This window comes from Pseudorhodobacter sp. W20_MBD10_FR17 (assembly GCF_052119765.1).
Classification (GTDB): Bacteria; Pseudomonadota; Alphaproteobacteria; order Rhodobacterales; family Rhodobacteraceae; genus Pseudorhodobacter.
Map to the genome: position 1 here is coordinate 18,268 of NZ_JBGQOQ010000019.1, position 21,217 is coordinate 39,484.

Consider the following 21,217-nt stretch of genomic DNA (forward strand, 5'->3'; position numbering starts at 1 on the left):
GGTGGCCGATGAAGCGCATGCATACCGAAGGCAAGTGCAACAAGTCTGCGGCGCGCAGGGCTTGGGTGCCGCTGACTGATCGCGCCGAGCGTATCTATGACGGCTGTCTTGCAGCGGGTTTGCCGTTCAAAATCAGCGCGGGCTCTATGCTGACGCAATCACCGCCTTTGACCATCTCAAAGGCAGATTGGGGCAGGGCATTGGGCAGTGTGGCGTCTGCTGTTTTGGCCGAGGTATGAGCGGCTTTGCACTGGGGCTGGTGCTGTTTTCGGCGCTGCTGCATGCCAGTTGGAATGCGCTGCTAAAAGCGATTGACGACCGTGCCGGCGTGCTGGGGGCTGTGTCGTTGGTGCATGTGCTGGCGGGGGTGGTGCTGATTGGCCTGTCGCCCTTGCCAGACCCTGCGAGTTGGCCGTTCATCGCGATTTCAACCATCGTGCATTACGGGTATTATGTGCTGCTGTTTCGCGCGTATCGGCATGGGGATTTAAGCCAAGTCTACCCGATTTCGCGCGGACTTGCCCCCGGATTTGTAGCGCTGTCTGCTTGGGTTTTGTTGGGCGAAGGGTTGCCTGTTTTGGGCGTGGTGGGGTTGGTGGCGGTCAGCGGCGGGATTTGCCTTTTGGCGTTGCTGCGCGGGACTGTGCGTGCCGAGCATGCGACCCTTGGGTTGGCCTTGTTGTTGGGGGTTTGTATCGGCAGCTATTCTGTGGCGGATGGCATTGGTATTCGCGCGGCAGGGACGGCAACGGGTTATATGGGGTGGCTGTTTTTATGTGAGGCGCCTGTGCCATTGGTCATTGCCCTGCATCGTCACCGCAATCGCGAAGGTTTTGCGCCCCGAACATTGATATTTGGCGCGATGGGCGGGGTGGCCGCAGTCACGGCCTATGGGCTGGTTCTGTATGTAAAGACGATTGCGCCCTTGGGCGCGGTGTCCGCTTTGCGCGAGTCGAGCGTTATTATCGCCGCATTGATCGGGGTATTGGTGTTTGGCGAAAGGCCTTGGCGGGGCAGGGTGTTGGCGGCCTGTGTCGTGGCATCGGGCGTGGTGGCTTTGGCCATGATGTAGAAAGGAAAGCGGGGCGTTGCCCCCTTGGCCTTATGGCCAATTCCCCCAGGATATTTGGGAACAGATGATGTTAGGGGGCGGCGTCACGCATGATGGCGGCATAGATGGCGGGGTCTGTGATGCCCTCGGAGCCAATGAGCAGCACGCGGGAGGTGGCGGTGAGGCCAAGGGCGCCGCGCAATGGGGGCTGTGAGGCGGTAGCGATGAACGCGGCAAGGCCCGATGCGCCGGTTTCGCCGGCTTCGATTATCGGGTCATCTGTGTGCGGGTGCGCCAAGTGGCGCATTGTGGGGGGGATGATGCTGTCGGGGATGGTTAAAAAATCATCTGCTTCATCGGCCAGGATTTCCCACGCGAGTTCGGAGGGTTCGCCGCAGGACAGGCCTGCCATGATGGTCTCGCACGTGACCGCTATTGTGGTGCTCTGGCCTGCGCGTGCGCTGGCCATCAGACAGGGGGCCAGTTCAGGCTCGACTACAACCACGCGCGGGGCGGCTTTGCCCCAGAATTGGCGAAAGTATGCCGCGACAGCCGCAGCAAGGCCGCCAACACCGCCTTGCAAGAAGACATGGGTTGGGGGCTGCGGCATCGCGCGGCAAATTTCATCTGCCAAGACGCCATAGCCAGCCATAACATCCAGCGGTGGCTGGGTGTAGCCGGGCCAAGACGTATCGGCGACCATAAACCAGCCGTTCCGTTCGGCATCATCACGGGCGCGCACAACCGAAGCATCGTAATTTCCGTTGACCCGGATCACATCGGCCCCGAGGTCGCGCATCGCGGTGGCGCGGTTTTCGCTCACCTCGGCATGAATGTAGATTTTGCAGGCTGCGCCAAACCGCTGTGCCCCCCAAGCAAGGGAGCGGCCGTGGTTGCCATCGGTGGCAGAGCATAGGGTTAGCGCACTGGCCTCTGGTTTTAGGCTGCCGTTGCTGATTTCGGCCAGCGTCACTGGGCGGTTTAGCCTTTCGGTAAGTGCTGTGCGCAGCACGCGCAGCCCGGCATAGGCCGCCCCGAGCGCCTTGAAACTGCCCAAGCCAAAGCGGGGGCCTTCGTGTTTGTATGCGACCGCTGCCACCCCGAGCGATGTGGCGAGAGCGGGTAAAGCCAAAAGCGGCGAGGGGGCATAGCCATGCCAACCTGAAATCTCGGCGCTGGCTTGGGCGAAATCATCCGGTGATATGACGCGCCATGCGCCATCACCGCCTTGCGGCATGCCAGAGAAATGGTCAATGTGGGCGGAAGAAAAAGCCGAAAATGCCATGCTGCGCCTTTGGGTCTAGGGTCTCCCTTGCATGGCACGCGCTGGCGGTTCTGGCAAGTCAGCTTGGGTTTGCGGTTTTGGGATTTAGCTGTTGTCGGGCCATTTCATGCCTTGCGATGTGGCATGTAAAACGGCACCATCGCGTCATGCAAAACTCTGATACCTTTCCTAAAATTGAGTCGGTGGGCCTATCCGGCCTGCTCGTGCAGTTTGCTGACAACCTGTCCGAGCCTGCAAACCGCGCGGCACTGGCGTTTCAAGCCGCCGTTGCCTCGGAGCGCTGGGCGGGGGTTGAGGAGACATCGTCTTCGCTGACGTCAACCTATCTGCGGTTTGACCCGCTGAGGGTGGCGCATAGTGTCTTGCGCGCGCAATTGTCAAACCTATTGGCAAGCCGTGATTGGTACGCAGCTGCCCCCCCGCAGGGCCGCCGGTTTTGGCGCATCCCCACTGTTTTTGGCGGCGACTTGGCACCGCAACTGGCCGAGGCGGCAGCCCTTGCAGGCGCCACCGAGGCCGAAGCGATCGCCACTTTGTCAACTGCGCGGACCCGGGTTTTGACGCTGGGGTTTGCCCCTGGGCAGCCGTATCTGGGCGATCTGCCACCAAGTTGGAACATCCCGCGCCAAAGCAGCCTGACGCCCAAGGTGCCTGTTGGTGCGTTGGTGGTGGCCGTGCGCCAGTTTGTGCTGTTTGCAAACGACACACCGACCGGTTGGCGCCATGTCGGGCAAACCGCATTTCGGTGTTTTCGCCCTGATGCAGACGAGCCTTTTGCGCTGAGTGCGGGCGATGAGGTGCAGTTTAATCCGGTAAGCGCCGAGGAATACAGAAATATCCTGACCTCCGATACATCTGGAAATGGTGGGGCCGTCATGGAGGCGATTGCATGACGGTGCTCGCCATTATCAGCATTGGCCCCGGCGTGACCGTCCAAGATTTGGGCCGTCCTGGGCATATCGGCTCGGGTCTGTCGCGCGGTGGTGCTGCTGATACATTGGCCGTGGCCGAAGGGGCGGCGCTGCTGCGCCAGCCGGTGGATTTGGCCGTGCTGGAAATGTCAGGCTTTGGCGGTACTTTCACGGCGTCAGGGCCTTTGCGTATTGCGCTGACAGGCGCGCCGATGCGGGCTGCGATTGACGGTGTGCCTGTGGCGTGGAACGCAAGCCATCTGCTGCCTGCGGGCGCGGTTCTGTCAATCGGCGCGGTCGAGGCTGGGGTTTATGGTTATTTGTCCGTTGGCGGCGGCATCGATACGCCGCCGATCTTGGGCGCGCGGGCGGCGCATTTAGCGGCAGGCATTGGAGCGCCGTTGCAAGCCCGTCAAACCTTGCCAATTGGCCCCGATCATGGCGGCTCAACCGGAATGGGCCTTTCCGTGGCCAACCGGTTTTCGGGTGGCACGGCGCGTATTATCGCCTCGCTGCAAACGGGGATTTTCCCTGCCCGCGAGGTGCTGCGCTTTACCGAAACCACCTTTCACCGCGATGCCCGCGCCAACCGCCAAGGCGTGCGGCTTATGCCCGAAGGGCAGGGGTTTGGCCTTGCCCGCGGCCAAACGATTTTGTCTGAGGTGATTACCGCAGGCGATATTCAAATCCCCGGCGATGGTGCGCCTTATGTGCTGCTGCCTGAGGCGCAAACAACGGGCGGCTACCCCCGCATCGGGACTGTCATCCCACCGGACCTGCCGCTCTTGGCGCAAACCCCTGCGGGCGCGGCCCTGCGCTTTGTCTTTGTTACGCTGGACCAAGCTTTGGATATGCACCGCCAAGACCTACTTGCCCGCAAAGCCCTTGCCAGCAAATGCCAACCGCGTTTGCGTGATCCGGCGCAAATTGCCGATCTTCTTAGCTATCAACTTATCTCCGGTATGATCACCGGATCGGAGGACACATGACCCTGACTGTCGATTTAAACGCCGATATGGGCGAAAGCTTTGGCGCGTGGACGATGGGCGATGATGCGGCGCTGCTGCACTCGATCACGTCGGCAAATATCGCCTGCGGGTTTCACGCCGGTGATCCGGATGTGATGGCGAAAACGATGAAAGCGGCGGTGAAACACGGGGTCGGCATTGGCGCCCATCCGGGCTTTGCCGATCTGCAAGGCTTTGGCCGCCGCCGGTTGCAGATGTCACACGCGGAATTGCGCCATATGGTTGCGTATCAATTGGGCGCTGCACAAGGTATGGCGGCGCTGGCAGGTGGCAAACTGCGCCACCTGAAACTGCATGGCGCTATGGCCAATATGGCGGCCGAGGATGCGCTGATGGCGCAGGCCTGCTATGAAGGCGCGCTGGCTGTAAATCCCGATATCATCATCATGGTCCTTGCCGCCACCGCACAACAAGAGGCGGTGCATAGCCTTGGCTGCACATGGGCCGCCGAGATTTTCGCCGACCGCGCCTATAATGATGATGCCACTTTACTAGACCGCAGCTTGCCGGATGCAGTGATCCACGATCCGGCAATCGCCGCCGCGCGAATGGTCGAAATGGTCAAGGCTGGCGCGATCATCACCGCTTCGGGCCATGAAATTCCAACGCCGATAGATACGATCTGCCTGCATGGCGACACGGCGGAAGCGGTGCAAATCGCAAAAGCGACCCGCGCCGCGCTGGAACTTGCGGGCATTACAGTTGCACAATTCAAAGGGCGCACATAACCACGCCCGATTTCATCTTGGCTACAATACCTATGCCGCCCGTGCCTCAAGCACAGGCGGAAAAAGGTTAAAACGCCATTGTCGCAGCCACAGCCCGTTTCCACGCGCCATACCGCTCTTCGCGCAGATCGGCGCTCATGGCGGGTTCAAATGTGCGCTCCAATGCCCAATTCGCGGCAAAGCCAGCTTGATCAGGATACAGCCCCGCACGGTGCCCCGCCAGCCAAGCAGCCCCAAGGGCTGTGGTTTCGCGCATCATGGGGCGGTCTACTTTTGCGCCAATAATATCGGCCAAGAACTGCATGGTCCAATCGCTTGCGGTCATGCCGCCATCCACCCGCAGCGTAGGTTCGGCCCCCGAGGCGGCCCAATCGGCATGCATCGCCTCAAGCAAATCGCGGGTCTGATAGCCCACAGATTCAAGCGCCGCCCGTGCCATTTCTTTGGGGCCAGACCCGCGCGTCAGGCCAAAGACCGCGCCCCTGCATTCGGCATTCCAATAGGGCGCACCAAGCCCGACAAACGCGGGCACCAAGACCACGTTTTGCGCAGGATCTGCCGCCTCGGCCAGCCACTGCGTCTCAGACGCATCACTAATAATCCCAAGCCCGTCACGCAGCCATTGTACCACCGCACCCGCGATGAAAATCGAGCCTTCAAGCGCATAGGTCGGTTTGCCGTCCAGTTGGTAGGCGATCGTCGTCAGCAACCGGTTTTTAGAGATTACAGCCGTGTCTCCGGTATTCAGCAGCGCAAAACACCCAGTGCCATAGGTTGATTTCATCATGCCGGGCGCAAAGCAGGCTTGCCCCACGGTTGCGGCTTGCTGGTCGCCCGCCACGCCTAGAATAGGGATAGGGCGGCCAAAGATTTCGGCTTGCGTCATGCCGAATTCAGCGGCGCAATCTTTCACCTCTGGCAGCATTTCCATTGGGATATCAAAGAGATCGCAGATGGTTTTGCTCCACCGTCCTTTGTGAATATCATAAAGCATGGTGCGCGCGGCGTTGGTGGCATCGGTCACATGCGCGGCCCCGCCTGTCAGCTTCCAAATCAGATAACTGTCGACCGTACCAAAGGCCAGTTCGCCGCGGCGGGCACGGTCGCGGGCCCCATCGACATTGTTCAAAATCCAGCGCAGCTTGGTGCCGGAAAAATACGGATCGGCCAGCAGGCCGGTGCGTGCGGTGATCAAAGTATCCTGACCGGCCTCGCGCAGTTCGCGGCAATAGTCGGCGGTGCGCCGGTCTTGCCAAACAATCGCGCGGTGCAAGGGTTCGCCCGTCACACGGTCCCACACAAGGGTGGTTTCACGTTGGTTGGTGATGCCGATGGCGGCGATATCCGTCGCCGCAATTCCGGCCTTGGCGATGGCAGCAAGGCAGGTTCGCAAGGTGCTGTCCCACAGGTCGGCAGGGTCATGCTCTACCCAGCCCGAAGCGGGGAAATGCTGGGGGAATTCCTCTTGGGCGGAGGCTTTGATTTGCATCGCCGCATCAAACACAATCGCCCGACTGGACGTGGTGCCCTGATCAATCGCTAAAATGTATCGCATAAATCCCCCCGTTTTCGCTATTTCACGCCTGTTCAAGCCGTGACTGCATCCAATTTTCAAGCACTGCTATCTGTGCGGCATCCATCCGCAACCCAAGCTTGCTGCGCCGCCACACAACATCTTCGGCGCGGCGTGCATACTCATGCCGTATCAGCCAGGCTACCTCGCGCGCCGTCAATGTCGCACCAAAATCTTGGCCCAGATCCTCGGCAGCGGCCGCCGTGCCCAAGACAGCCCGCGCCTCGGTGCCATAGGCCCGCACCAACCGCCGTGCCCAAAACGGCGTTAGAAACGGGTAATCCTTTTGCAGCGCCGCAATCAAATCTGCAACGCCGTCTACCGGAAAATCACCCCCAGGCAGAGGGACGCCGGCTGTCCATTTTTCGGACAGGCCGGGGAAATGCGGGGCCATTTTATCCAAAGCACTTTCGGCCAACCGCCGATATGTGGTGATCTTGCCGCCAAAGATATTCAGCACCGGCGCGCCGCCGTTTGTATCAAGCTTTAACGTATAGTCGCGCGTGGCCGCCGAGGCGCTGCTGGCCCCGTCATCATGTAAGGGACGTACGCCGGAATAGGTCCAGACCACATCATCGGCGCTGATATCTTGTTTGAAATACTGGTTGGCGAAATTGATGAGATAGTCGCGCTCTGCATCGGTGCAAAAGGGCTTTTCATCGGGGTCTGTGTGCTCGGCATCGGTGGTGCCGATCAGCGTAAAATCCGTCTCATAGGGGATCGCAAAGATGATCCGGCCATCGGTGCCTTGGAAAAAATAGCATTTGTCATGGTCATACAGTCGCTTGGTCACGATATGGCTGCCACGCACCAACCGCACCCCATCGGTCGAGTTAAGCCGCAGGGTTTGCCCAATAATATCGCCGACCCACGGCCCTGCGGCATTGACTAGCAATCGCGCGCGGACGGTTTCGCCACTGTCCAGCGTGATATGCCACAGGCCATCAACGCGGGCCGCCGTCGTTACTTTCGTTCGAACTCGAATCTGAGCACCGCGCGCTTCGGCATCACGGGCGTTCAACACCACCAGGCGGGCGTCTTCGACCCAGCAGTCCGAATATTCGTATGCGGTTTGAAAACGCTGGTCTAAAACGTTACCTTCGGGCGTGCCCGGTAAGGAGAGGGTTGTGGTGGCGGGAAGTATTTTGCGCCCGCCGAGTGTGTCATACAGAAACAACCCTAGGCGGATAAGCCAAGCGGGCCTGCGACCGCGCATCCACGGCATCACGAGCCCCAAAAGCCGTGAGGTCGGCGTATTACTCTCAAACCGCATATCTTTATGATATGGAAGAACAAAACGCATAGGCCAGCTGATGTGCGGCATGGCACGCAGCAGGGTTTCGCGTTCAATCAAGGCTTCACGCACAAGGCGGAACTCAAAGTATTCCAGATAGCGTAGGCCACCATGAAACAGTTTGGTTGAGGCGGAAGAGGTGGCCGAGGCCAGATCATTCATTTCTGCCAACATGACAGAAAGTCCGCGCCCAGAGGCATCCCGCGCGATGCCGCAGCCATTAATGCCACCGCCTATGATAAATACGTCATGGATTTTAGCAGCGTCTTGCATGGCAACCTCTCCGAGTGTCGTTAAGCTTTTAGACCATTTTATGGTCTAAAGAGCAAGGCGTGCTTTCGTTTGCTTTCGTTATTTGGGTGAAAATGTTCGGATGAGCGGCGCGTTTGCCGAAACGGGGTTGATATGTGTTGTTTGCGGCAAGCCATCTGTTAGGGTGCCGTTAGATCGAACAAAAGCGAACATAGAATGCTGCAAAACCTGCGCCATCCCGCGATTCTGGAACGCGCCCGAAATGAGGGCCGCGTGGTCGTTGATGATTTGGCCGAACGTCTTGGCGTATCGGTGCAAACCATTCGTCGTGATTTGTCCGATCTGGCGGATGCGGGCAAGCTGCAACGGGTGCATGGTGGCGCGGTTTTGCCGTCCGGCACCACCAATATCGGGTATGAAGACCGCCGCGCCCTGAACGCCGCGGAAAAGCAGGCGATGGCGCGGGCCTGTGCGGCCTTAATCCCTGACGGGGCCTCGGTTTTTTTGAATATCGGGACCAGCACCGAGGCGGTGGCCCACGCGCTTTTGCAGCACAACCGACTGCTTGTGGTCACCAATAACATGAATGTGGCGACAATTCTGGTGGCAAACCCCGAGGCAGAGGTGATTGTGACGGGGGGCACCTTGCGCCGGTCGGATGGTGGTTTGGTGGGGCAATTGGCCTCAAACACCATTCGCCAGTTCAAGTTTGATTTCGCGGTGATCGGGTGTTCAGCGCTGGACCACGATGGGGACTTGCTGGATTTCGATGTGCAAGAGGTAACGGTGAGCCAAACCATCCTGAACCAAGCGCGCCACAGCATTTTGGTGGCTGATCATTCCAAGTTTCACCGCAACGCCCCTGCGCGCATTGTGTCATTGCAAGAGATAGACACTTTTATCACCGATCAACCTCTTGCCCCAATGCTACAGGCAAAATGTGCGCAGTGGCGGACCGAGGTGGTCGTGGCCGAGGGGCAGGGCGACTAAACGCCCCACTGTGCGGCGCGGGCGTCAATTGCGGCAATGCGCTCGGCTGTCTTTGGATGCGATCGCAGCCATTGCGGGATGTCGTGGCCTGTGGCACCGGTCAATCGGTCAAGCTTGTGAAACAGGCTTTTTTGCGGGCCAAGCCCGATGCCTGCCTTAACCAAAAGCGCGCTAGCATAGGCATCGGCCTCATTCTCATCTTTGCGGGACAGGCCTGCGCCCAAAATCTTGGTGACATAAGAGGCGATGAACACACCAACAATCGGGATCATCCGCCCTAAAAGCGTGGCAATCAACAAAAATGCAGCATTTTGGCCGGTCACGTCGATCATCCGTCGTTTGGTATGGCCAAGCGCCACATGGCCTAGTTCATGCGCCACGACGGATGCGATTTCATCTGCGGATACAACGCCTTGCCGGTACTTGTTGATAAACCCGCGCGTCAGGAAAATACGCCCATCCGGTGCAGCAAGGCCGTTAACGGGGTCAATATCATAGACATGGACTGCGATTTTTGGCACCTCAAGTGCTACGGCCATGCGGTCCATGACGCGTTCCAAAACGGGGTCGCGCAAGGGTTTTGACTTTGCGTCCAGGTGTTTGCCTGTTTGCCATACCGAAAATCGGTACATCACATAGGCCATCAGAACGGGCAAAATGAGAGGGATTAGAGCTGTCATCAGGGTAATATGGGGCCGATTGAGGCAAAGGAAAAGGTGGCGCTGAAAATTCTACTGCACACGGGGTTTGCGTTGCTGCCATAAGGCGCGGCCCAAAAGCAATGTCACCATGCCTGCCGTCAACGCGCCGATAACGTTGCCCAAAGTGTTTGACAGCTCTTCGATCTGGGTGCCGAACACATAGCCAAGCGTCACATAGACGGTCACCCAAGTTGCCTCGCCCAACACATCGGCCAACAGGAACCGTGGCCATGGCATCCGTGTCGCCCCTGCCAATACGTTGATATAAGGGCCTAAAGGGCTGAACAGCCAGCGTGTGAGGTAGATGGCCCAGCCGCCGCGCCGGTCCAGCAACGTCTCGGCTTGGGCCAAGAGCCGTGCCGAGCTGCGTTTTTGCCGCAGCCATGCCCATAGCCGATCCCCGCCAAAGCGGCGGGCCATAGCATAGCCTGTCTGATCGCCGACAACCGCCCCCACAAAGGCGCCGATGCAGACCTGCCACAGCACCAAGTCGCCCGTCGCCGCAAAAGCCCCACCCGCCATCATCATCAGCGACGAAGGCATCGGCAAGGCAAAGCATGACAGCAGGGTTGCAAGTGAAATCACCAGCAAGCCGTAGTCGGAAACCCAAAGCAGTAACAGATCTGTCATTTTGGTGGCCGCGCATCTAGGTAATCGTTGAAATCATCAATCCAGTCTTGGACCGAAACGCCCCGTTCGGCGGCCAATGACCCCAAAGGTTCGCGCGGGGTTTGATCCGGCCCGAGGTCCAGAATGGCTTGCATTTCGGGGCGCGGAATGTCGTAGGTGCGGGCGATATAGCGGGGCGTCATCCACGGCTCAATCGGGTGCATTCCGCGGTCGGGGTCCATCCAGATAAAGGCGAAAAACACCGCGCGAATGATGAAAAAAGTCGTTAGCACAGCGGCTATCGCAAAAACGGCCAGCATTATCTTGTGTCTCATCGGCTTAATCCCTTTGTTCCACGCGAAATTCCATCCAGCGTCATTGGCACCATGCGGTCGCCCAGCGTTTCGCGGATCAGGCGGATGGAATGGCTGTGGTCCCAATAATGTTCGGGCGTCGGGTTGATCCACAGATGGCTGGGCCATTGCTGGCACAGGCGCTCTATCCAAACGCGCCCCGACTCTGGGTTCCAATGCTCATTCGCGCCGCCGGGCTGCAAAACCTCATAGGGGCTCATGCTCGCGTCGCCGACGAAAATGCATTTCCAATCAGGGCCATAGGTGCGCAGTACGTCCCATGTCGGGGTTTGCGCATCCCAACGGCGGCGGTTGTCGCGCCACAGGCCTTCATAAACGCAGTTGTGAAAGTAGAAATGTTCAAGGTGGCGAAATTCGGACCGTGCTGCGCTGAACAGCTCTTCGACCACCTTGACGTAGGGGTCCATTGATCCGCCAACATCCAGCAAAAGCAATACTTTAACGGCATTGCGGCGCTCAGGGCGGGTTTTTACGTCTAGGTAGCCATGTTCGGCCGTCGCGCGGATGGTACCGTCAAGGTCCAGCTCCTCGGTTGCGCCATCGCGGGCCCATTTGCGCAGACGTTTCAGGGCGACTTTGATGTTGCGAGTGCCGAGCTCAACGCTGTCATCCAGATTTTTGAACTCGCGTTTGTCCCACACTTTGACGGCGCGGCCATGGCGGCCCTCTTTCTGGCCAATCCGCACGCCTTCAGGGTTGTAGCCATAGGCGCCAAAGGGCGAGGTGCCAGCGGTGCCGACCCATTTGTTGCCGCCTTGATGCCGGCCTTTTTGTTCGTCTAGCCGCTGCTTCAGGGTTTCCATCAGCTTGTCAAAACCGCCAAGTGCCTCAATCGCTGCGCGTTCCTCAGTCGTCATGTGCTTTTCGGCCAGCTTGCGCAGCCAGTCCTCGGGCAAGTCCAGCGCGTCTATCACCGCTTCGGGCGTGACAGTTTCCAAGCCTTTGAAACTGGCGGCAAAGGCTTGGTCAAACCGGTCTAGGTGCCGCTCATCCTTGACCATGGTCAGGCGCGCCAGATAGTAAAACCCGTCAACATCATAGGTCACCAAACCTGCGACCACGCCTTCCAGAAAGGCCAGATATTCCCGCAAACTTACAGGAACACCGTGTCGCCGCAAATTGTCGAAAAACGGCAGGAACATCGGGCTAGAGCGACCGCTCGATGATGATCGTTGCAAACAAGCCCAGCAGGGTAAAGGCAATCGCAAAGCCTGCACCATATTGCAACATATCCAAGGCCTTACCTCCGCGCTTGCGCGCCAGTCCTGCGCCCAAAACTGCACCCAACAGCATGCCACCCAATACGATCATGTCTTCGCCCCCGTGATGGAAAGGCACCTGCCTGACCGTCCGCTTTTGTTACCGCGCCGCACAAGTGCCGAGATTTCGGCAGCCCGCGCATTGATTTGCGCATCTCAGGCAGATCCATACCGCGCCCAGCCTTGACTGTCTATGCGCCCTGCTGTGGCATTTGCCCGCTGTCCCAACCTCTGGGGCAGCGCAGAAATAGGGCGGTTATCCGCGTTGACCACGCGCCATAAACGCCAAGCGTTCAAACAAATGCACATCTTGTTCGTTTTTCAACAGCGCGCCATGCAAACGCGGCAAAGACACCTTATCGCGCGCAAGGTCTTCTGGCGTCAAATCCTCGGCCAGCAGCAGCTTTAGCCAATCCAGCACTTCGCTGGTGGACGGCTTTTTCTTTAGGCCGGGTGTTTCGCGCAGGGTGTAAAACTGGGTGAGGGCGGTGGTCAGCAGCGCCTCTTTGATGCCGGGGAAATGCACTTCGACAATCTGGCGCAAGGTGTCCATGTCGGGAAAGCGGATAAAGTGAAAGAAACAGCGGCGCAAAAACGCATCCGGCAGTTCCTTTTCATTGTTCGAGGTGATGATCACGATGGGGCGCTTTCGCGCCTTGATCACCTCGCCGGTCTCATAGACGTAAAACTCCATCCGGTCCAATTCCTGCAACAGGTCGTTGGGAAATTCGATATCGGCTTTGTCGATCTCATCAATCAGCAAGACGACGCGTTCTTCGGCCTCAAACGCTTGCCACAGCTTGCCTTTGCGGATGTAGTTTTTGACGTCATGCACGCGTTCCTCGCCCAACTGACTGTCACGCAATCGGCTGACGGCGTCATATTCATACAGGCCTTGCTGCGCCTTGGTCGTTGATTTCACATGCCATTCCATCAGGGGCATGCCCAAGGCTTGGGCCACTTGGCGGGCAAGCTCGGTTTTGCCGGTGCCGGGCTCTCCCTTAACCAGCAGGGGGCGCTGCAAAACCACAGCGGCATTGACTGCAACGGTCAGGTCTTGGGTAGCGATATAGCTGTCTGTTGACGCGAATTTCATATTTGCTTTGCGGCCCTGTGATATGTTTCCGCTAAACCCTAACTGCGCTATCAAAATGTCGCAACCGCTAGTGACATTGGCTTTAGCTTCCGTTAAGTGACCGAAAATAGGAGCGTGCGTTAAGCCACAAGCGCCCGTATCGGCTGCATTCGACAAATTGGAGAGTGATGACATGAAGGTAGATGCCTTTGTTCCCGAAGACTACCACCCAGCTGAGAACGAACCCTTTATGAACGACCGGCAGGTGGAATATTTCCGCCGCAAATTGCTGACATGGAAGCAAGACATGCTGGACCAGTCGGCTGAAACAATTGAGGGTTTGCAAGGCTCGGCCCGCGCGGTGCCAGATATCGCCGACCGCGCGTCTGAAGAAACCGACCGTGCGCTGGAATTGCGCACACGTGACCGTCAGCGCAAATTGGTGTCCAAGATCGACGCCGCATTGCGCCGGATTGAGAACGGTGAGTTTGGCTATTGCGAAGTGACGGGCGAACCGATTTCGCTGAAACGGCTGGATGCGCGCCCCATTGCGACAATGACGCTGGAAGCCCAAGAAAAGCACGAACGTCGCGAACGCGTGCATCGCGAGGATTGATCGCTTCGCCATAATAGGTGATGTTATACAAAGCCGGGCCACATAGATGGTCCGGCTTTTTGCTGTAAAAAGGCCGGAATGATGACTCTGAAAGATACCGAATTCACGGTTTTGGGCGCTGGTGTGGCGGGGCTTGCCATCAGCACAGCCTTGGCACAGCGTGGGGCCAAGGTGACGCTTTTGGAACAGGCGGATGCGATCCGTGAGGTCGGGGCAGGGCTGCAAGTGAGCCCGAATGGCGCGGCAGTGCTGCGGGCTTTGGGGTTAGAGCAAGCGCTGGTTGCGGCAGGTTTGCGCAACCAAGCCGTGCATCTGCGTGATGGCATAAGCGGCGATACGGTGGTGCGGTTGGATTTGGCGGCGCGACGTCCTGACCAGGCCTTTCACCTAATGCATCGCGCCGATCTGATTGACCTTTTGCGCACAGGGGCCGAGGCTGCAGGGGTCGAGCTGCAACTGCTGCAACGTGTTGAGGCCGTCGATCTGTCGGGTGGCAAACCTGTGCTGACCATGGCCACGGGTGCTGCGCGCTGTGCCGGTTTTGTGATTGGCGCCGACGGGTTGCACTCACGCGTGCGGGCGGCATTGAACGGCGCCGTGGCCCCTTTCTTTACCCATCAAGTGGCATGGCGCGCGTTGATTCCGGCCCAGCCGGGTGAGGTGGTCGAGGCCGAGGTGCATATGGGCGCGGGGCGGCATTTGGTCAGCTATCCGTTGCGGGGCGGCACCATGCGCAACATCGTGGCGGTCGAAGAACGTCGCCAATGGGTCGAAGAAGGCTGGAACCTGCGCGATGACCCATTGGAAATGCGCTTGGCCTTTGATCGTTTCTCGCCGCGTGTGCGGAGCTGGTTAGAGCAGGTGAATGAGGTTTGGCTTTGGGGTTTGTTCCGTCATCCCGTTGCCAAAAGCTGGTTTGGCGCCAACGCGGCCATCCTTGGCGATGCGGCCCATCCAACCCTGCCGTTTCTGGCCCAAGGGGCGAACATGGCGCTAGAGGATGCATGGGTACTTGCCGATTGCCTTGACCGTTTGGGCATTTCTGCGGGGCTGCCTGCCTATCAAGCCGCGCGGCAAGATCGCTGCGCGCGGATTGTGAAGGCGGCCAATGGCAACGCCCGCGCCTACCATCTGCGCGACCCATTGCGCAGTGTCGCCCATCTTGGGTTAAAGTTGGGTGGCGCTGTCGCCCCCGGCATGGTTCTGGGCAAGTTTGACTGGATTTATGGCCACGATGTGACGGCCAAACCCTAATGCTTTGGTTGCGCTAAGCCGCGAGATCGATCCACACAGGAACATGATCTGATGGGCGCTCTTCGGCACGGACTTCGCGGTCAATGCGGCAGTCACGCAGCAAGTCGGCGGCTTGGGGCGACAGCAGCAGGTGGTCAATCCGTATACCGTTGTTTTTCTCCCACGCGCCGGCCTGATAGTCCCAAAAGCTGTATTGGCCGGGGGCGTGGTTGCGGGCGCGAAAGGCATCCGTGAGCCCAAGGTTCACAATGCGACGAAAGGCTGCGCGGGTGGCGGGTAAAAACAACGCATCCTCGGTCCAAGCCATTGGATTAGCGGCATCTTCAGGCTGCGGGATGACATTATAATCACCGGCAATCACCAGCGGCTCCTCCGTCAACAGCAGCTCGGCCACGCGCTTTTCCATGCGGGCCATCCATGCCAGCTTATAGTCATATTTCGGCCCCGGCGCGGGGTTGCCATTGGGCAGATACAACCCGCACAGCCGCACCGCGCGCTCGCCCATCACCGTCGCCTCTATCCAGCGGGCTTGTTCGTCGCTGTCGTCACCTGGCAGACCGCGCGTGATGTCTTCTAGTGGCAGGCGCGACAGGATGGCGACGCCGTTAAAGCCCTTTTGCCCATGGGTTTCAACTTGGTAGCCCATGTCCTCGAATATCTCACGCGGGAAGTTTTCATCGACGGATTTAATCTCTTGTAGCGCCACCGCATCGGGTTTTGCCGCTTCAAGCCAGCGGGGCAGTGCCTCGATCCGCGCTTTGATTCCATTGATGTTGAATGTCGCCAGTTTCATAGCCGCGCCCCCTGTTTGCCCTGTTCTATGCCGCGCTGCACTTTGGGGCAAGGGTCAGCCTGACCCTGCCGCGCGCAGCCACAGCGCATCAAGGTCGCGCAAGGCGGCGGCATCAAAGCGGTGCAGCTCTTGCCAGTAACGCCCTGACGGGACGTAATAATCCAAGGCACGCTCGCGGTCTTTGGCCTGTTGGGTAGCGTCTATGTCATAGGTGGCAGGCCGTGCCTGTGCCAGATTTTCAAGCTGCGCACGCGGGAAAACCAGCCGCGATGGCCCGTCTGATAAATTGACCATCGCGCAGCCTTGCTGGGCGGCAAGCACCATTAGCCGCGCGGATTTTGCCTCAAGCGATTGCAGCGTAATATCGTCGCGCAACGGGTCGGCGGTGCCCGTGCCGTAAAAATGCGTCTGCCCTTGGGGGTAGTGCATGTCGCAGCCCATCATGGCGATCACACGGGGCCGGTGCGCGTGCAAAACCCAATAGGCCGCGGTAAAGGCCATCGTCCCGCCCGCATAGACAAACCCGCCATAGGCATTCTGTGCCGGAACGAAATGATCTTGGGATATCAATGTCTTGTCGGTGGTGGCGGTCGGCATACGGCTTTGCGAGAAATCCCAAGGGTAAATCAGCTCATCCCAATCTGGGCGCACTTGCCACGCATTATTGATCGCGACAATCCGGTCAAAATGCGCCCGTTCCCACGACTTGGATTTTACCACATCGGGGCCAGACCCCAAAACTAGAACCACCGTCATTGCTTACCCGCCCCTAAGCTTAAAAGGGGCAGGTAGTGCAAAATCTTACATAGAAAAGGAAATCCCGCAGCCGCAAGAACTGCTGGCATTCGGGTTTTCCACCACAAAGCGCGCGCCAATCAATTCTTCGGTAAAATCGATAACGGCGTTTGACAGAAACGGCAAAGACACCGTGTCGATCAACACCTTCATGCCGTCTTTTTCCAGCACCATATCGTCTGCTGCGGGGTCATCCAGACGGATATCATATTGAAAGCCGGAACAACCACCCCCTTCAACGGCGACGCGCAGCGCCTTGGTATCGCCGGTCGTCTCGGCAATTTCGGCCAGCCGGGCAAAGGCGCGGTCGGTGACGCGGGGGGGCAGGGTTAATGTCATGTTAGGTGGCCTTGGGTTAGCGTTCAGTTACAAATATAGGGGCTGGAGCGGTTTGAAACAAGCCATGCGGTCAAAGGGTGCCATTCCCGGTGGAATCACTTATAGATGAATGCGATAGCTGTGAGATACGGCACAAAAGGTTAGATCAATGCTTGCACCCTTCGCCTGTCAACCCGATGCCTCGCGTGGTCGTTTGTATGAGGAACGGATGTCGTCCTTCCGCTCGCCGTTTCAGCGCGACCGTGACCGGATCATTCATTCCAGCGCATTTCGGCGGCTAAAGCACAAAACCCAAGTGTTTGTGGAACATGAGGGCGATTATTACCGCACCCGTTTGACCCATTCGATTGAGGTGGCGCAGGTTGCGCGGACCATTTCGGGGGTGTTGGGCCTGAACACCGATCTGGCCGAGGCGATTGCTTTGGCGCATGACCTTGGTCACACTCCCTTTGGTCACACGGGCGAGGATGCGTTGGCCGAGCTAATGGCCCCCTACGGCGGTTTTGACCACAATGCCCAAGCCTTGCGGATTGTGACACGGTTGGAACGCCATTATGCCGACTTCGACGGCTTGAACCTTACATGGGAAACGCTTGAAGGCATTGCAAAACACAATGGCCCCGTGGTCGCCGCAGCGGGTGAGGAACTGCCCTATGCGCTGGCTGAGGCGAATGCCGAATGGGACCTAGAGCTGCATACTTTCGCCAGCGCCGAGGCGCAGGTAGCCGCGATTGCCGATGACATCGCCTATTCGCACCATGACCTGCATGACGGCTTGCGCTCGGGCCTGTTTAATGAGGCCGATCTGATGGAACTGCCTGTCACTGGCCCTGCGTTCGCCGAGGTGGACCGGCTGCATCCGGGGCTTGACCCGATGCGCCGCCGGCATGAGGCGTTGCGCCGTGTCTTTGGCCGGATGGTTGAAGATGTAATCAACGTGGCCAATATCCGGCTGGATGCCGCCAAACCGCAATCGGTTGAGGAGGTCAGGGCGATGGAAGGCACTGTTATACGCTTTTCCAAGCCGCTTTATCAGGAGCTAAAGGTCATCCGCTCGTTCCTGTTCACCCGCATGTACCGCGCGCCCAGCGTGATGATTGAGCGCGCGCGCGTGACAGCCGTTGTCCGCGATCTGTTTCCGTTGTTCATGTCGCAGCCGGAATTTTTGCCGCAAGAATGGCGGCAAGATGTGGCCCAAGCCGATACCCAGCAGCTTTTGGCGCGGATCGTTGCCGATTATGTCGCGGGGATGACAGATCGATTTGCCCTGCAAGAACATGCGCGCCTGTTCCAAACAACCGCGACCTAACCGGAGTATCCAAACATGAGCGTTGCCGCCGCTGGCCTTAACCCCATTGAAGCCTTTGCCCTTGTTGGCGTTATCGGCGTCGGCGCCCAGTGGTTGGCGTGGCGCATCCAGATGCCCGCGATTGTGCTGATGCTGGTGGCGGGGCTGATCATTGGCCCGCTGACAGGCATTTTCATCCCCTCGCGTGATATTGGTGATTTGGTCGGGCCGATGATCTCTATCGCGGTGGCGGTGATCTTGTTTGAGGGCGGGCTGACGCTGAACCTGCATGCGCTGCAAGATGCGGCCAAAGGCGTGCGGCGGTTGGTGATTGTTGGCGCGCCTTTGGGGTGGCTTACGTCAACGCTGGCTGTGCATTTCGGGGCCGGGCTGGGGTGGGAGGCCTCGGCCGTGTTTGGCGGCATTATGATCGTCACCGGTCCTACCGTGATTGCACCACTGCTGCGCCAAGCACGGCTGTCACGCAGGCCTGCGGCGTTGCTGCAATGGGAAGCCATTGTGAATGATCCGGTGGGCGCACTGGCGGCGGTTTTGGCCTTTGGTGTGGTCACTGTGCTAAGTGAGAATGAGGGGGGCGGTGCTGCCGCCTTGCATTTCTTTTTCGGGATTTTCTTCGCAACCTTAGTGGGGTGGGTCGCAGGCCGTGGCATCGCTTTGGCCTTTCGTAGGGCCTTGGTGCCCGAGTTTATGAAGGTGCCGGTGCTGTTCGTGGTGCTGCTTGCGGTCTTTACCATTTCCGACCGTGCCCTGCATGAAAGCGGGTTGCTGGCCGTCACAGTGATGGGCCTTGTGATCGCGAATGCGGCCTTGCCCAGCTATGAAGAATTGCGCCGGTTCAAGGAACACGCGACCATTTTGCTGGTATCGGGCGTGTTTATTTTGCTGGCGGCGGGCCTTGATTTGCAAGAGCTGCTGAGCCTTGATCTGCGCGCGGTTTTGTTCGTCGCTTTGGTGGTTTTGGTGGCGCGTCCGCTGTCGGTGATGCTTTCTCTTTGGGGCACAACGGTTCCTATGCGCGAACGGATTTTGGTTGCCCTTACTGGCCCGCGCGGCGTGGTGCTGATGGCGGTTGCGGGCTTGTTTGGCGAACGTTTGGTGGCACTAGGGGTGCCGGACGGTGCGGCGATCGGGCCGCTGGCTTTTGCTTTGGTTGCGGCGACTGTGGTGATTAACGGCTTTGGCCTGACGCCCTTGGCCAGCCTTTTGGGCCTGCGCGCGGCCGAGGTTCCGGGCGTGTTGTTGGTGGGCGGCACGCGCCTAACCACCGGTTTGGGGGCCGCGCTGAAACAGGCCGAGGTGCCGGTGTTGGTGACCGATTGGAACCTTGGTCACCTACGGTTTGCCCGTGCCGCCGCATTGCCGGTCTTCTTTGGCGATATTTTGTCTGAAGCCGCCGAAAATAAGGTCGAATTTATCGGCTTTTCCAACATTTTGGCCGCCACAGATAATGACGCCTATAACACCCTTGTCGCCACCGATCTGGCGCCCGAGTTTGGCCGCGATAAGGTTTGGCAACTGCCGCGCGTAAAAAGTGACAGCCTGCGCCATGCCCTGCCGGTAACGCTTGGCGGGCGGCGGCTTGGCGATGGGCGCACCTATGATGAGTATGAGGCCTTGATGGGGGAAGGCTGGACGGTGCGGACCACCAAGCTGACCGAAGAATATGGCTATCGGGCATGGCATGATGAGCGGCCAGAGTCGATTTTGCTATGTGTTATCGCGGCCAATGGTGATTTTCGTTTTGTTGGCCCGGATAGTAAGCAAGAACCATCTGTGGGCGCGCGCTTGCTGGCCCTGTCTCCGCCCAAAAGAGAGGCTGTGGAAAGCGTGCCGCGTTAAAATTACCCCCTTAACGCCGCCTAAATCCAAGATTTCAGCGCGTTAAGGGGGTATTCGCGGTTAGGCGCGTTTGCTGGCGGCGATCAGCCAAACCCCAACCAACGCAAGGCAGAGCAATCCGTTCCACGATGCCATGGACAGGCTAAACATTTCCCACGCAACCGCATCGCAGCGCACAGGGGCTGCGACATTCGCCGCGGGGTCTAGCAATTGGGTGACATCAAGCCCTGCGATAGAGCCGGTGCTGCAGGAGGTAATGCCTTGCCACCAAGCACGCTCGACCCCGGTGTGATAGAGCGCAATTGCTGCACCTGTCAGGGCCGTGAGTGCGCCCAAATAGGGCAGGGTTCTGCCTTTTAGAATTAGCGCCAAAACCCCGATCATAACGGCCGCCATATGGGCATAACGCTGCCACCAGCACATTTGGCACGGGGCCATACCGCCAATATATTCAAAGGCATAAGCCCCCGCCAGAGCCGCAGCCGAGCCGCCAATGGCCAAAAGTATAAATTGGGTACGTGTCATAGGAACCTCACAGCGGCAAATCCGGCGACAAGCAAAGCGACCGCCAAGGTGAACATAAGCCCAAGACGACGCTCAATAAAATCACGAATAGGTGCGCCAAACTTCCACAACAGCGCCGCGATCAGGAAAAAGCGCAAGGCACGGGCGGCAACGCTGGCCACCATGAATACTGGAAAGGAAAGCCCGGTCGCCCCCGACAAAATGGTGATAACCTTATAAGGAAACGGGGTGACGCCTGCGATGAGAACAGCCCATGCGCCATACTCATTATAGCGGGCTTGGAAGCTTTCGAAATGCCCCGTCTGGCCATAAAAGTCCAACACTGGCAGGCCGATGCTTTCAAAGAAGACCGATCCGATCATGTAGCCAAACGCGCCACCGGCAACCGACGAAATGGTCGCGATAAGCGCGAACCAAAATGCACGGCGCGGGGCCGCGATGATCATCGGGATCATCAAGATATCGGGCGGAATCGGAAAGATTGAACTTTCAACAAAGGCGACAAAGGCCAAGGCCCAAATCGCATGTTTGGACTGTGCCAGACCGATCGTCCAATCATATAAAGCGCGGATCATCGTGATTTCCTTGGTTGTGTGGCGCGTTGCAGCACGCAGGGC

Annotated in this window: 24 protein-coding genes; 10 read left to right on the forward strand and 14 right to left on the reverse strand. The window is 58.6% G+C overall.

What is annotated here, in order from left to right:
• The first annotated feature begins 8 nt into the window (after positions 1-8).
• Positions 9-239, forward strand: coding sequence for a hypothetical protein (locus ACEN2J_RS13280; protein ID WP_442106531.1), 231 nt, complete (start codon positions 9-11; stop codon positions 237-239).
• On the forward strand, positions 236-1,072 hold the full coding sequence (locus ACEN2J_RS13285; RefSeq protein WP_442106533.1) for an EamA family transporter: 837 nt from the start codon (positions 236-238) through the stop codon (positions 1,070-1,072). Before ACEN2J_RS13280 ends, ACEN2J_RS13285 begins: the two co-directional genes overlap by 4 nt.
• Positions 1,073-1,142: 70 nt before the next feature.
• Here ACEN2J_RS13285 and ACEN2J_RS13290 read toward each other — a convergent pair whose 3' ends face one another.
• Positions 1,143-2,336: a diaminopropionate ammonia-lyase gene (locus ACEN2J_RS13290; protein WP_442106535.1), complete on the reverse strand. Its 1,194-nt coding sequence runs from the start codon at positions 2,334-2,336 to the stop codon at positions 1,143-1,145.
• A 146-nt stretch (positions 2,337-2,482) separates the two neighbouring features.
• Between ACEN2J_RS13290 and ACEN2J_RS13295 the strand changes: the two genes are divergently transcribed.
• Genes ACEN2J_RS13295 through ACEN2J_RS13305 form a run of 3 tightly spaced genes read left to right on the forward strand, consistent with a single transcriptional unit; the run spans position 2,483 to position 5,003 of the window.
• Positions 2,483-3,229, forward strand: coding sequence for a 5-oxoprolinase subunit B family protein (locus ACEN2J_RS13295; protein ID WP_442106537.1), 747 nt, complete (start codon positions 2,483-2,485; stop codon positions 3,227-3,229).
• Positions 3,226-4,236 carry a biotin-dependent carboxyltransferase family protein gene (locus tag ACEN2J_RS13300; RefSeq protein WP_442106539.1) on the forward strand — a complete coding sequence of 337 codons (1,011 nt, stop codon included), beginning with the start codon at positions 3,226-3,228 and terminating at the stop codon, positions 4,234-4,236. Before ACEN2J_RS13295 ends, ACEN2J_RS13300 begins: the two co-directional genes overlap by 4 nt.
• On the forward strand, positions 4,233-5,003 hold the full coding sequence (locus ACEN2J_RS13305) for a LamB/YcsF family protein (RefSeq protein ID WP_442106541.1): 771 nt from the start codon (positions 4,233-4,235) through the stop codon (positions 5,001-5,003). The genes ACEN2J_RS13300 and ACEN2J_RS13305 overlap by 4 nt, the downstream gene beginning before the upstream one ends.
• A 67-nt stretch (positions 5,004-5,070) precedes the next feature.
• On the opposite strand, the gene glpK is transcribed toward ACEN2J_RS13305, so the two are convergent.
• Positions 5,071-6,558 (reverse strand): glycerol kinase GlpK, encoded by a 1,488-nt coding sequence (glpK, locus tag ACEN2J_RS13310; RefSeq protein ID WP_442106543.1) that lies wholly within the window; start codon positions 6,556-6,558, stop codon positions 5,071-5,073.
• A 22-nt stretch (positions 6,559-6,580) separates the two neighbouring features.
• On the reverse strand, positions 6,581-8,143 hold the full coding sequence (gene glpD / locus ACEN2J_RS13315; RefSeq protein WP_442106544.1) for a glycerol-3-phosphate dehydrogenase: 1,563 nt from the start codon (positions 8,141-8,143) through the stop codon (positions 6,581-6,583).
• Positions 8,144-8,338: 195 nt separating this feature from the next.
• On the opposite strand from glpD, the gene ACEN2J_RS13320 reads away from it, so the two are divergent.
• A complete protein-coding gene (locus tag ACEN2J_RS13320) occupies positions 8,339-9,112 on the forward strand; it encodes a DeoR/GlpR family DNA-binding transcription regulator (protein ID WP_442106546.1) in 774 nt (257 codons plus the stop codon).
• On the opposite strand, the gene ACEN2J_RS13325 is transcribed toward ACEN2J_RS13320, so the two are convergent.
• The 6 genes from ACEN2J_RS13325 to ACEN2J_RS13350 all read right to left on the reverse strand — a co-directional run bounded on the left by ACEN2J_RS13325 (position 9,109) and on the right by ACEN2J_RS13350 (position 13,151).
• The gene (locus tag ACEN2J_RS13325; protein ID WP_442106549.1) at positions 9,109-9,792 is read right to left on the reverse strand and encodes a M48 family metallopeptidase; all 684 of its coding nucleotides are present in this window, start codon (positions 9,790-9,792) and stop codon (positions 9,109-9,111) included. The two genes, ACEN2J_RS13320 and ACEN2J_RS13325, sit on opposite strands and share 4 nt — an antisense overlap.
• A 51-nt stretch (positions 9,793-9,843) precedes the next feature.
• Positions 9,844-10,443 (reverse strand): DedA family protein, encoded by a 600-nt coding sequence (locus ACEN2J_RS13330; RefSeq protein ID WP_442106551.1) that lies wholly within the window; start codon positions 10,441-10,443, stop codon positions 9,844-9,846.
• On the reverse strand, positions 10,440-10,757 hold the full coding sequence (locus tag ACEN2J_RS13335; RefSeq protein WP_442106553.1) for a hypothetical protein: 318 nt from the start codon (positions 10,755-10,757) through the stop codon (positions 10,440-10,442). Before ACEN2J_RS13335 ends, ACEN2J_RS13330 begins: the two co-directional genes overlap by 4 nt.
• Positions 10,754-11,938 carry a vWA domain-containing protein gene (locus ACEN2J_RS13340; RefSeq protein WP_442106555.1) on the reverse strand — a complete coding sequence of 395 codons (1,185 nt, stop codon included), beginning with the start codon at positions 11,936-11,938 and terminating at the stop codon, positions 10,754-10,756. The genes ACEN2J_RS13335 and ACEN2J_RS13340 overlap by 4 nt, the downstream gene beginning before the upstream one ends.
• 4 nt (positions 11,939-11,942) lie before the next feature.
• Positions 11,943-12,107, reverse strand: coding sequence for a hypothetical protein (locus ACEN2J_RS13345; RefSeq protein WP_442106557.1), 165 nt, complete (start codon positions 12,105-12,107; stop codon positions 11,943-11,945).
• Positions 12,108-12,311: 204 nt separating this feature from the next.
• Positions 12,312-13,151, reverse strand: a complete 840-nt coding sequence (locus ACEN2J_RS13350; protein ID WP_442106559.1) for an AAA family ATPase — start codon at positions 13,149-13,151, stop codon at positions 12,312-12,314.
• 172 nt (positions 13,152-13,323) lie between these two features.
• Between ACEN2J_RS13350 and dksA the strand changes: the two genes are divergently transcribed.
• A complete protein-coding gene (gene dksA / locus ACEN2J_RS13355; RefSeq protein WP_442106561.1) occupies positions 13,324-13,746 on the forward strand; it encodes an RNA polymerase-binding protein DksA in 423 nt (140 codons plus the stop codon).
• Between the two features lie 81 nt (positions 13,747-13,827).
• Positions 13,828-15,000 carry an FAD-dependent monooxygenase gene (locus ACEN2J_RS13360; protein ID WP_442106563.1) on the forward strand — a complete coding sequence of 391 codons (1,173 nt, stop codon included), beginning with the start codon at positions 13,828-13,830 and terminating at the stop codon, positions 14,998-15,000.
• A 13-nt stretch (positions 15,001-15,013) separates the two neighbouring features.
• Here ACEN2J_RS13360 and xth read toward each other — a convergent pair whose 3' ends face one another.
• Genes xth through ACEN2J_RS13375 form a run of 3 tightly spaced genes read right to left on the reverse strand, consistent with a single transcriptional unit; the run spans position 15,014 to position 16,927 of the window.
• Complete coding sequence (gene xth / locus ACEN2J_RS13365; protein WP_442106564.1) at positions 15,014-15,793, reverse strand: exodeoxyribonuclease III; 780 nt, start codon at positions 15,791-15,793, stop codon at positions 15,014-15,016.
• 54 nt (positions 15,794-15,847) lie between these two features.
• Complete coding sequence (locus ACEN2J_RS13370; RefSeq protein WP_442106565.1) at positions 15,848-16,549, reverse strand: hypothetical protein; 702 nt, start codon at positions 16,547-16,549, stop codon at positions 15,848-15,850.
• A 45-nt stretch (positions 16,550-16,594) separates the two neighbouring features.
• Complete coding sequence (locus ACEN2J_RS13375; RefSeq protein ID WP_442106566.1) at positions 16,595-16,927, reverse strand: HesB/IscA family protein; 333 nt, start codon at positions 16,925-16,927, stop codon at positions 16,595-16,597.
• Positions 16,928-17,075: 148 nt separating this feature from the next.
• On the opposite strand from ACEN2J_RS13375, the gene ACEN2J_RS13380 reads away from it, so the two are divergent.
• Positions 17,076-18,236, forward strand: a complete 1,161-nt coding sequence (locus tag ACEN2J_RS13380) for a deoxyguanosinetriphosphate triphosphohydrolase (protein WP_442106568.1) — start codon at positions 17,076-17,078, stop codon at positions 18,234-18,236.
• A 15-nt stretch (positions 18,237-18,251) separates the two neighbouring features.
• Positions 18,252-20,075 carry a cation:proton antiporter gene (locus ACEN2J_RS13385; protein ID WP_442106570.1) on the forward strand — a complete coding sequence of 608 codons (1,824 nt, stop codon included), beginning with the start codon at positions 18,252-18,254 and terminating at the stop codon, positions 20,073-20,075.
• A 60-nt stretch (positions 20,076-20,135) separates the two neighbouring features.
• Here the strand turns inward: ACEN2J_RS13385 and ACEN2J_RS13390 are convergent, their stop codons facing one another.
• Together ACEN2J_RS13390 and ACEN2J_RS13395 are read right to left on the reverse strand one after the other, a co-directional pair.
• Complete coding sequence (locus tag ACEN2J_RS13390) at positions 20,136-20,600, reverse strand: disulfide bond formation protein B (RefSeq protein WP_442106571.1); 465 nt, start codon at positions 20,598-20,600, stop codon at positions 20,136-20,138.
• Complete coding sequence (locus ACEN2J_RS13395) at positions 20,597-21,175, reverse strand: YqaA family protein (protein ID WP_442106573.1); 579 nt, start codon at positions 21,173-21,175, stop codon at positions 20,597-20,599. Before ACEN2J_RS13395 ends, ACEN2J_RS13390 begins: the two co-directional genes overlap by 4 nt.
• Positions 21,176-21,217: the final 42 nt, after the last annotated feature.

Excerpts from the sequence above, each read along its gene's own strand:
- ACEN2J_RS13280 (WP_442106531.1), top strand. The coding sequence starts at position 9 with ATGAAGCGCATGCATACCGAAGGCAAGTGCAACAAGTCTGCGGCGCGC.
- ACEN2J_RS13285 (WP_442106533.1), top strand. The coding sequence starts at position 236 with ATGAGCGGCTTTGCACTGGGGCTGGTGCTGTTTTCGGCGCTGCTGCAT.
- ACEN2J_RS13290 (WP_442106535.1), bottom strand. The coding sequence starts at position 2,336 with ATGGCATTTTCGGCTTTTTCTTCCGCCCACATTGACCATTTCTCTGGC.
- ACEN2J_RS13295 (WP_442106537.1), top strand. The coding sequence starts at position 2,483 with ATGCAAAACTCTGATACCTTTCCTAAAATTGAGTCGGTGGGCCTATCC.
- ACEN2J_RS13300 (WP_442106539.1), top strand. The coding sequence starts at position 3,226 with ATGACGGTGCTCGCCATTATCAGCATTGGCCCCGGCGTGACCGTCCAA.
- ACEN2J_RS13305 (WP_442106541.1), top strand. The coding sequence starts at position 4,233 with ATGACCCTGACTGTCGATTTAAACGCCGATATGGGCGAAAGCTTTGGC.
- glpK (WP_442106543.1), bottom strand. The coding sequence starts at position 6,558 with ATGCGATACATTTTAGCGATTGATCAGGGCACCACGTCCAGTCGGGCG.
- glpD (WP_442106544.1), bottom strand. The coding sequence starts at position 8,143 with ATGCAAGACGCTGCTAAAATCCATGACGTATTTATCATAGGCGGTGGC.
- ACEN2J_RS13320 (WP_442106546.1), top strand. The coding sequence starts at position 8,339 with ATGCTGCAAAACCTGCGCCATCCCGCGATTCTGGAACGCGCCCGAAAT.
- ACEN2J_RS13325 (WP_442106549.1), bottom strand. The coding sequence starts at position 9,792 with ATGACAGCTCTAATCCCTCTCATTTTGCCCGTTCTGATGGCCTATGTG.
- ACEN2J_RS13330 (WP_442106551.1), bottom strand. The coding sequence starts at position 10,443 with ATGACAGATCTGTTACTGCTTTGGGTTTCCGACTACGGCTTGCTGGTG.
- ACEN2J_RS13335 (WP_442106553.1), bottom strand. The coding sequence starts at position 10,757 with ATGAGACACAAGATAATGCTGGCCGTTTTTGCGATAGCCGCTGTGCTA.
- ACEN2J_RS13340 (WP_442106555.1), bottom strand. The coding sequence starts at position 11,938 with ATGTTCCTGCCGTTTTTCGACAATTTGCGGCGACACGGTGTTCCTGTA.
- ACEN2J_RS13345 (WP_442106557.1), bottom strand. The coding sequence starts at position 12,107 with ATGATCGTATTGGGTGGCATGCTGTTGGGTGCAGTTTTGGGCGCAGGA.
- ACEN2J_RS13350 (WP_442106559.1), bottom strand. The coding sequence starts at position 13,151 with ATGAAATTCGCGTCAACAGACAGCTATATCGCTACCCAAGACCTGACC.
- dksA (WP_442106561.1), top strand. The coding sequence starts at position 13,324 with ATGAAGGTAGATGCCTTTGTTCCCGAAGACTACCACCCAGCTGAGAAC.
- ACEN2J_RS13360 (WP_442106563.1), top strand. The coding sequence starts at position 13,828 with ATGACTCTGAAAGATACCGAATTCACGGTTTTGGGCGCTGGTGTGGCG.
- xth (WP_442106564.1), bottom strand. The coding sequence starts at position 15,793 with ATGAAACTGGCGACATTCAACATCAATGGAATCAAAGCGCGGATCGAG.
- ACEN2J_RS13370 (WP_442106565.1), bottom strand. The coding sequence starts at position 16,549 with ATGACGGTGGTTCTAGTTTTGGGGTCTGGCCCCGATGTGGTAAAATCC.
- ACEN2J_RS13375 (WP_442106566.1), bottom strand. The coding sequence starts at position 16,927 with ATGACATTAACCCTGCCCCCCCGCGTCACCGACCGCGCCTTTGCCCGG.
- ACEN2J_RS13380 (WP_442106568.1), top strand. The coding sequence starts at position 17,076 with ATGCTTGCACCCTTCGCCTGTCAACCCGATGCCTCGCGTGGTCGTTTG.
- ACEN2J_RS13385 (WP_442106570.1), top strand. The coding sequence starts at position 18,252 with ATGAGCGTTGCCGCCGCTGGCCTTAACCCCATTGAAGCCTTTGCCCTT.
- ACEN2J_RS13390 (WP_442106571.1), bottom strand. The coding sequence starts at position 20,600 with ATGACACGTACCCAATTTATACTTTTGGCCATTGGCGGCTCGGCTGCG.
- ACEN2J_RS13395 (WP_442106573.1), bottom strand. The coding sequence starts at position 21,175 with ATGATCCGCGCTTTATATGATTGGACGATCGGTCTGGCACAGTCCAAA.